Below are 9,885 nucleotides of genomic sequence, written 5' to 3'. Positions count from 1 at the left end.
TGACAGGAAAATGAGCAGATTTGTGACAGCGGATAAGATTGAATCTGTGACAGCTCATGAAGTTATTAACAGGAGGGAAACATGGCGAATAAGCTACAATATGTGTCGCAGCTTGCAGACCAGACCGCCAAAGCGGTCACAAGGAACGCCCACGGCTGGAAAAGCTATCTTACCACTGCATCGCGGCTCTATAAATACTCGTTTGATGAACAGCTTTTAATCTACGCCCAGCGCCCGGACGCCACCGCCTGCGCCAGCATGGAACTGTGGAATGAGGATATGCGCCGCTGGGTCAAGGCCGGCTCCAAGGGCATTGCGCTCATCAATAAGGACGGCATCCGCCCGCGCCTGACCTATGTTTTCGATGTGGCGGACACCCGCCCGGTGCGGGGCGCAAGGATGCCCTATCTGTGGGAACTGAAAGACGAACACCACGCCGCCGTCCTGGATACGCTTGTGAAGCGGTACGGAGAAACGGAAAACCAGGACATCGGGCAGGCGCTGATGGAACAGGCAAAACACGCGGTAGAGGAAGTGTACCCCGAACTTCTGGCCGACCTTGCCTACGACACCCAGGGCAGTCTTTTGGAGGAACTGGACGACCTCAACCTGGAAGTGCGTTTCCGCAACCTCCTGACGGCCAGCGTCCAGTACACGCTTCTCACCCGCTGCGGCCTAAACGCCGCCGACTATCTGGACGATGAAGATTTTGACGGCATCAGTGAATTTTCCACCCCCGCCGTCCTCCACCACTTAGGCAGCGCCGCCAGCGAAGTGTCCATGAATATGCTGCTGGAAGTGAAAAAGGGCATCCGGCAGGCAGAGAAAGAAAAAGCGCAGAACCGGCAAAAAAACAGGGAAAAAACCCTTGCAAAAGAGCCGGTGATCGGTTATACTAAAGGCAAGGAAGAATTTAGCGCGTTAAAGCATGAAAGTGAAGAAAGGAGCATAGAAAATGGCAGAACTGGCATACAAGAAGATGGGCGATTACCAGATTCCCGACCTGATGATGGACGGGGAGGACGGGATGGAGGAAATGCCGCTGGGCAAGTACGGACGGATGCGGCAGACCTTTCTCCAGGAACGGCACAAGGGACGGTACACCTCGATGCTTCTGACCGGGCGGCTGGAAGCCCACCTGCGGGAGATCGACCAGCAGGCACAGGAGCAGGTAGACCGGATCGTGGCGGACTTAAAGAAACAGAACCACGTGGACGAAGCGATGAAAGCCCGCGACCAGATGGGATGGGTGCAGGCGGTCAACAGCTTCACCGCACAGGCGGAGGAAATGGTACTGAACGAGATCGTTTACAAGTAAATCAGGAAAACCAGCAGGCGGCGGGCGAACAGCCCGCCGTTTCTGCGTCTGCAAAGCCGGCATTTACACAGTTTTCCCTGTTCCCTACCGTGGAACAGCAGATTGAAACCATTGCCCATGTGCAGAAAACCGAGCAGGAACTCCGCCCCGCCGCTGCCGCCGGAAAAGTGACGGATGCCGTCATCGGGCGCGCCCTCACCAGCGGCAGCAATGAGCGAAACAGTATTTTGCGTATTGTGGCCTTTTTCCAGAAAGACCCGCCGGAACAGCTTGCCGCCGATTTTCTGCAAAAGGAATACCGCACCGGCGGCAAAGGGCTTAACATTGCGGGGCATGAGTATTCTTTGTGGTTCAGTCAAAGCGGCATCCACATCGCGCCGGGACGTTCTGCCGGGGGAGGTTCCCTTGTCACATGGAAGCAGGCGGCGGCACAGATTGGCCAGCTTCTGAAAGACGGCCAGTTTGCCAGCCAGGACAACATCGACGCGGCGCGGGACAACGAGTTTCGGGAACTGTCCGAAAAGCTGTGGTATCTGCGCCAGAATTTCAGCGACGAAGCAAGGGAAAAGGGCTTACTGCCCACCATTGACGCGCTGTACGGCGGTTTCCCGGACAGCACGGAAAAGATTGCCGCACTCTTAAAAGACCCGTCAGAACGCGCCAAAATCGCGCAGGAGGTAAAGCAGCTTGCAAACGCCCATCAGCGGAACCCGGAACTGTTACGGTTCCGCCAGCAGATACCGCCCCATGATTTATATACCCGCCTGACCGATATGGATAAGCCGGTGACGGCATTTCAGGCGGCAGCGGGTTTTTCCCCTGCCCGTGGCGCATTTGTCACCGAGGATGAAATCACCCGCCAGCTCACCGGCGGCTCCGGCGTTTCCGAGGGCAAGTTCCGCATCTACTCCTACTTTATGCAGGGCCATGACGCCGCCGAGTGCATTGCCTTTCTGAAAAATGAATACGGCATCGGCGGGCATGGCTACATTGGATTTGACGAATGGCACGACGGCAAAGGAATCAAGCTGTCCCGCGCTGACGATTTTTCCGAGGGCAATTATGATACGGTCATGCTGAACTGGAAACAGATACACAAGCGGATTGCAGGACTAATCAAAGAAGATCGGTATCTGAACCGCAGGGAAAAGGCATATCTGCCGGAATATGAAAAAATGCGGCTTGCCCGGAGCCTGTATGTGTTCCAATACTACGACCCCAACGATGCCAGCAAAACAATCCCCCGCGACTGGGATGTTGACGCGGCAAAAAAGGTATTCCGCCCGCTGTTAGACGACCCAGAACAATGCGCAGCGCACTATGAAAAAATGGTGAAAGCCCTGGCAATGGTATCCCCGGACGAGCGCGCCTATTCCCTGATGGAGCCGGCACTCCAAAAAATGGGCGAATACCTGCGGGGCGAATACTCCTTATTCACCCCTCTGCCCGATGCCGTCTTGCAGGAGGAACGCCAGAAAAAGCAGGAGCAAAAACAGAAAGAAAAGGAAAGCGCCGGCAAGCATACGGAAGAACCCGCCGGCAGTCTTGCAGCGGCGGCAAAAGCCCTCTCCCGCAAGAAAAAGCCCGCCCCGCAAGAGTACAAAGAGGGCCAGCAGCTTACCCTGGATATGTTCGGGCTTTTGTCTGACCCCGCCACACCATCCACGCCGGAAATGGAACAGCCGCAGGCAGAGCCAGCCGCACCGGAAACAGCCGCAGCCGCCGAGCCGGATGTACCCGAAGCTACTGCAAACGCGGAGCCGGATATACCCGAAGCTGCCGTGAACACGGAACCGGAAAACCCTGCCGCCCGGTATGACCTGGGCTATGGACACATGGGCAACGGCCTGACGGTCTGGAACCGTTTGGAAGAAGTACACGGCGACTATAAAACTCTTGCCCATATCTATTCCGACCGCAGTATATTCTTTTTCGACACGAAATTGCCGGAAGAAATCAACGAGAGAATCAGGGAAATCGCCGCCACCAGCGAAATGACCGTTTCCGCGACCCAGGACGCGCCGGTATTTTCCACGCCGCCCCAGGAGCCGGAACGGGTGCAGGATATGGAGCAGGCCAGAGAACCAGAACCAGAGCCGGAAAAGGCGCAGGACGCGCCCGTTTCGGACAATTCGGAGCCGGAAACCGCAGGCAGCAATATCGTACCATTCCCTGCGCCGGAGGACGGAACGGAACCCACCGGCGCGGGTGCAGAGCAGACACAGAAAACCCCTGAAACATCCGCCGCAGACGAGCCGAACCTTACGCCCAATGTAGAGGAATACCTGAACCTCAAAGCGGCGCATCCTGACAAGCTGGTAGGCGTTCAGGTGGGGGAAACCATCCTCTTTTACGGCACTGATGCGGAAGAAGCCGCGCCCGCGCTGGAAAAAAACGTCATTACCCGCGAAATCCCCGATTTAGGGACGGTTTCCGTCACCGGCGCGGCTGGCTGGCAGCCTGTCCTGAAAAAGCTGCTGGAACACGGAAAAAGCGTGGTGCTTGCGCGGCCTGACACGGAACGCGGCACTGACGCGCCCTATGAAATCATCAAGGAGCGCAGTGCGGCGGATTATATCCCTGTCGGCATGGAACTGACCATTGACGGGCGGCTGATGAAGATTGACAGCGTAGACTACAACGCCGGAACCGTCAGCCTGCAAGATATGGAACTGCGGGGCTGGTTCCCCATTTTCCGCAGCGAAAGTATCCCCTTTGTGCGGCAGTTTGTGGAGGAAGTCCAGCAGGAGCATTTTACAGCGGAACCCATGCAGGAGCCGGAACAGCCCCAAACCTCCGATTTAGACAGGGCAAAGCAGCTTATTGAACAGTTTGCCTATTCTGAATACGGCAGCGATGATGTGGATTTCTCCGACTTGGAGCATATCGGGATTGCCTATACCACGATTACAGACGATGAACTGGAAATCCAGGTCAATGTGGATTTGGTGCATTTCAGTGTTAGCCAGCTTGTAGAGGGCGTATGTGTGGAAAGGCGGGACTATGACAGCCTGCGGGAACTGATTGACCATGAACTGGCAGACCTTGATTTTAACGACCTGATTTATCTGTCCCCCGAAGCGGAAAGGCGGCTGGAACAGCAGACAGAAAAAGAACCGGAGCCGATGGAGATTGACGGCGGGCAGATTACCGAAACCCCGGCGCAGAAGCAGGCCCGCCGCCGCGCCCAGGAGGAAGTGGGCGGCAGGGTATTCCCCAGCAAGATTATTTTACAGCCCCTGCGGTTTGAACCAGAGCGCCACAACTTCCAGATCACCGATGAAAATTTAGGCGTGGGCGGTGAAAAAACCAAGTACCAGTACAACGTGGAAGCCATCCGCACCCTGAAACAGATTGAAGCCGAAAACCGGCTTGCCACCCCGGAGGAACAGACTATTTTGTCCCGCTATGTGGGCTGGGGCGGCATTTCCCACGCCTTTGAGCCAAACGACCCCAAGTGGGCAAAGGAATACGCCGAACTGAAAGAACTGCTCACCCCTGCGGAGTACCAGTCTGCACAAAGCACGGTTCTCAATGCCCACTATACCAGCCCCACCGTTATCCAGGCAATCTACAACGCGGTGGAACAGATGGACTTTACGCCTGGGACAGTTTTGGAGCCGTCTATGGGTATCGGAAACTTTTTCGGGATGCTGCCGGAAAAATTGGCGGCGGCAAAACTCTATGGCGTGGAGCTGGACGACCTGACCGGGCGCATCGCAAAACAGCTATACCAAAAGGCGGATATTACAGTAGACGGCTTTGAGCGCACCGACCACCCGGACGATTTCTTTGACCTGGCGGTGGGCAACGTCCCCTTTGGCAGCTATCAGGTACATGACAAGCGGTACGACCGCCAGAACCTGATGATACACGACTATTTCATCACCAAAACGCTGGACAAGGTGCGTCCCGGCGGCATTGTGGCCTTTATCACCACCAAAGGCACGATGGACAAGAAAAACAGCAAAGTGCGGGAAGCGCTGGCGCAAAAAGCCGATTTATTAGGCGCAGTCCGACTGCCCAGCAATGCGTTCAAAGCCAACGCCGGAACCGAAGTCACCACGGACATCCTCTTTTTCCAGAAGCGCGACCGCATCCCGGAAAAACTCCCGGAATGGGTGGAGGCCGGGCAGACGGAGGACGGCATCCCCCTGAACCGCTACTATTTGGAACACCCGGAAATGGTGCTGGGGACAATGACAATGGGGCGCAGTATGTACGGCAATGAAACCGAAACCTCCTGCCAGCCCATCCCCGGCGCAGACCTTTCCAAGCAGCTTGCAGACGCTATCCGGCATATCGCACCGCCTGACCGGGAACTGCTGGAAGTGGATGCCGGACAGGACGGGGAAGAACTGGAAAGCATCCCCGCCGACCCATCTGTACGCAATTTCAGTTACACCCTATCCAATGATAAGCTGTACTTCCGGGAAAACTCCCGCATGACCCAGGCCGTCCTTGGCAAAACCCCCACGGAGCGCGTCAAGGGCATGATCGGCATCCGGGACAGCGCCCGCCGCCTGATTGACTTGCAGCTTGCCGGCGCGGACGATACCGAAATCCAGTCCGAGCAGGCAAAATTAAACCGGCTCTATGATGCGTTCAGCGCAAAATACGGGCTTCTTAACAGCACCGGCAACAAGCTGGCCTTTGAACAGGATTCCTCCTACCCGCTGCTCTGCTCCCTGGAAATCATCAACGAGGAGGGGAAACTGGAACGCAAGGCGGATATGTTCACCCGGCGCACCATCCAGACCCACCGCGCCGTTACCAGCGTGGACACGGCTGTGGAGGCGCTGGCGGTATCTATCGGGGAGAAAGCCTGCGTGGATTTGGGCTACATGGCGTCCCTGATGGGCGGCTCTGAAAAAATCCCGCAGATTGTGGAGGACTTAAAAGGCATCATCTTCAAAGACCCCTCCACCGGCCCCTTTGACCTGGAGGACGGCGGCACACACTGGCACCAGGGCTGGCAGACGGCGGACGAATACCTTTCCGGCAACGTCCGGGCCAAGTTAGCGATTGCCCGCGCCGCCGCCAAGGAAAACCCGCAGTTTGCCGTCAACGCCGAAAAGCTGGAACAGGTGCAGCCCAAAGACCTGACCGCTTCTGAAATCAGCGTCCGGATCGGCGCGTCCTGGATAGACCCCAGGTATTACCAGCAGTTTATGTTTGAACTGCTCCACACGCCTGCATACTTGCAGGAGCGGAAAATCAAGCTGCAATATGCCCCCGTCACCGGCGAATGGAACGTGCAGGGCAAAAGCGCGGACAACCGGGATAACGTGCGCGTCTACGCCACCTACGGCACGAAGCGCATCAACGCTTATGAAATCTTTGAACAGACCTTAAACCAGCGGGATGTGCGGATCTTCGATACAAAGATGGAGGACGGAAAGGAGGTGCGCGTCCTCAACGAAAAGCAGACCGCCATCGCCCAGCAGAAGCAGGAAGCCATGTGCGAAGCGTTCAAGGACTGGATTTTCAAAGACCCGGAGCGCCGGGAAACCCTTTGCAGGCGTTACAACGAGAAATTCAACTGCATCCGTCCCCGCGAATATGACGGTTCCCATATCCGTTTTGCGGGCATGAACCCGGAAATTGCCCTGCGTACCCATCAGGAAAACGCCGTGGCGCGGATGCTCTACGGAAAAAATTCACTGCTCGCCCACTGTGTCGGCGCGGGCAAGACCTTTGAAATGATTGCCGCCGCAATGGAGGGCAAGCGGCTGGGCCTGAACCAGAAATCCTTATTCGTCGTCCCCAACCACTTAACGGAACAATGGGGCGGCGATTTTTTGCGCCTTTACCCCGGCGCAAAGGTGCTGGTTGCCACGAAACGGGACTTTGAGCCTGCCCGCCGCAAGAAATTCTGCGCCCGTATCGCCACCGGCGACTATGACGCGGTGATTATCGGACACTCACAGTTTGAGAAAATCCCCCTCTCCCCGGAACGGCAGAAAGCCGTCATTGAGGGGCAGATTGATGAAATCGTCACCGCCATTGCCGAAGCAAAAGCCGAGGACGGCGAGCGCTACACCATCAAGCAGATGGAGAAAACCAAGAAAAATCTCGAAGCCAAGCTGCAAAAGCTGGCGGACGGCAAGAAGAAAGACAGCGTTGTGACCTTTGAGGAATTGGGCGTTGACCGTCTGTTTGTGGACGAAGCGCACGGGTTTAAGAACCTCTTTTTACACACAAAAATGCGGAACGTGGCGGGGATTGCACAGACAGACGCGCAGAAATCCAGCGATATGTTTGCAAAATGCCGCTACATGGACGAAATCACCGGCGGGCGCGGCATCGTGTTCGCCACCGGAACCCCGGTCAGCAATTCAATGGTAGAATTGTATACCATGATGCGCTACCTCCAGTTTGATACCCTGGAGCAGAACGGACACCGCCACTTTGACGCATGGGCGGCGGACTTTGGCGAAAAGGTCACGGCGATGGAATTAAAGCCGGAGGGCAGCGGCTTCCGCTCCAAGACCCGGTTTGCCAAGTTTTACAACCTGCCGGAGTTAATCTCTATCTGGAAAGAAGCCGCCGACATCCAGACCGCCGATATGCTGAACCTCCCCGTGCCAAAAGCAGAATATATCACCGTCACTACCGAACCCAGCGGGTTCCAGAAAGAAATGGTGGAGGAACTTGGCGAGCGTGCGGAAAGTGTGCGCGGAGGCCAGGTTGACCCCCATATCGACAATATGTTGCGCATCACTTCGGACGGGCGCAAGCTGGCGCTGGATCAGCGGCTGCAAAACCCGCTCCTACCCGACGACCCGGACAGCAAGGTCAATGCCTGCGTGAAAAACATCGTGCAGGAATGGCAGGCCAGCACGGAGATTTTGGGGACACAGTTAGTGTTTTGCGACCTCAGCACACCAAAAGGCGACGGCTCATTCAACGTCTATGACGACATCAAGGAAAAGCTGATTGCCAAGGGCATCCCCGAAGCAGAAATCGCTTTTATCCATGACGCCAACACGGAAACCCAAAAGGCGGAACTGTTCGCCAAGGTGCGGCGGGGGCAGGTGCGTGTTTTAATCGGCTCCACGGCAAAAATGGGCGCAGGCACGAATGTGCAGAACCGCATTGTCGCGTCCCACGATCTCGATTGCCCCTGGCGTCCTGCCGATTTGGAGCAGCGCGCCGGCCGTTCTCTGCGCCAGGGAAACATGAATGCGTCGGTGAAAATGTTCAAGTATGTCACCAAAGGGACATTCGACGCTTACAACTGGGGGCTGGTGGAAAACAAGCAGAAATTTATCGGCCAGATCATGACCTCCAAAAGCCCCGCCCGCTCCGCCGAGGATGTGGACGCCACCGCCCTTTCCTACGCAGAGGTCAAGGCACTGGCTACCGGTGACGACCGCATCCGCGAAAAAATGGATTTGGATGTGCAGGTTTCCAAGCTGAAAATGCTCAAAGCCAACCACACCTCCCAGCAGTACGAAATGCAGGACAAGGCGCTGAAATACTACCCGCAGAAAATCGCGGAAACAAAGCTGCTAATCGAAGCGCTGACGGCGGATTTGCCAACGGTGCAGGCCCACCCGGTCAAGGACGATGCCTTTTCCATGACTGTCATGGGCCAGACCTACACGGAGCGCAAGGCGGCGGGCGAAGCGGTGATTAAAGCCTGTATGCTGATGGACGACCCGGAAAAGATTGTGGATTTAGGCGAGTTTCGCGGCTTCCCCATGCAGCTCAGGTGTGACGGCAGCAAATTCCGCGTCACCATGAAGCAGAACCTGACCTACTCCGCCGAACTGTCCGACGATGCGGTGGGCAATGTCACCCGCATTAACAATGCGCTGGAAAGTCTGGCGGAACGGCTGGACGCGCAAAAGGCGCGGCTTACCACACTGGAAAGCGAACTGGAAAACGCCAAAGAAGAAGCCGACCGGCCATTCCCAAAAGAAGAAGAACTGCGGGAAAAATCCGCCCGCTTAAACCAGCTTAACCGGGAGCTGTCCAGACCGGACAAAAAGGAGGATGAGCAGGAGCAGGAGGTTGAAGAAAGCCCTGATTTGGAGGACGCCGGAGAACCCGCGCCGGTTGTGCCGATGCCCGCTGCGGCGGCTGGCCATAAACCCTCTATCCGTCAGGCACTCCGTAACTATGAACCGCCCGCGCCGGTACAGTCCGGCATGGAGCGCACCCCGCGAAAGGAGGCGGTGCTGTGAGGGCAAAGGAGGGGCGCACGGTGGGGCTGTTCACCAAAGTTTCCCCGGAAGAAAAGGCGGCGATTGACCGCAAAATGGAACTGCTGGGGACTTCCAACCTGCGGGCATACCTGCGGAAAATGGCGGTGGACGGCTACATTGTGCAGCTTGATATGGGCGCGGTGCTGGAACTGGTAAAGCTGCTGCGCTCCGTTTCCAGCAACGTCAACCAGATCGCCCGCCGCTGCAACAGTACCCACAACCTGTATGAGCAGGATGTGGAGGACTTGCGGCAGGGCTACGCTGAAATCTGGCAGGGCGTGAGCGACCTGCTGAAGAAATTTGAAGCACTGTAAACAACTGCGGCGGGAGCGATTTTTCTTTTGCTCCCGCCGC

Annotated in this window: 2 protein-coding genes; both read left to right on the top strand. The window is 56.6% G+C overall.

Translation table 11 applies throughout. The features are described from left to right. The first annotated feature begins 81 nt into the window (after positions 1–81). Positions 82–9,510 carry a DEAD/DEAH box helicase family protein gene (locus D5281_RS19760; protein WP_160561782.1) on the top strand — a complete coding sequence of 3,143 codons (9,429 nt, stop codon included), beginning with the start codon at positions 82–84 and terminating at the stop codon, positions 9,508–9,510. Beyond that, positions 9,507–9,845, top strand: a complete 339-nt coding sequence (locus D5281_RS19755; protein ID WP_160263821.1) for a plasmid mobilization protein — start codon at positions 9,507–9,509, stop codon at positions 9,843–9,845. Before D5281_RS19760 ends, D5281_RS19755 begins: the two co-directional genes overlap by 4 nt. Positions 9,846–9,885 lie beyond the last annotated feature (40 nt).

This window comes from Parablautia muri (assembly GCF_009917485.1).
GTDB classification, from domain to species: Bacteria; Bacillota; Clostridia; order Lachnospirales; family Lachnospiraceae; genus Suilimivivens; species Suilimivivens muri.
Note: the sequence above shows the minus strand (reverse complement) of the source record. Positions and strands in the feature narration are given on the sequence as shown.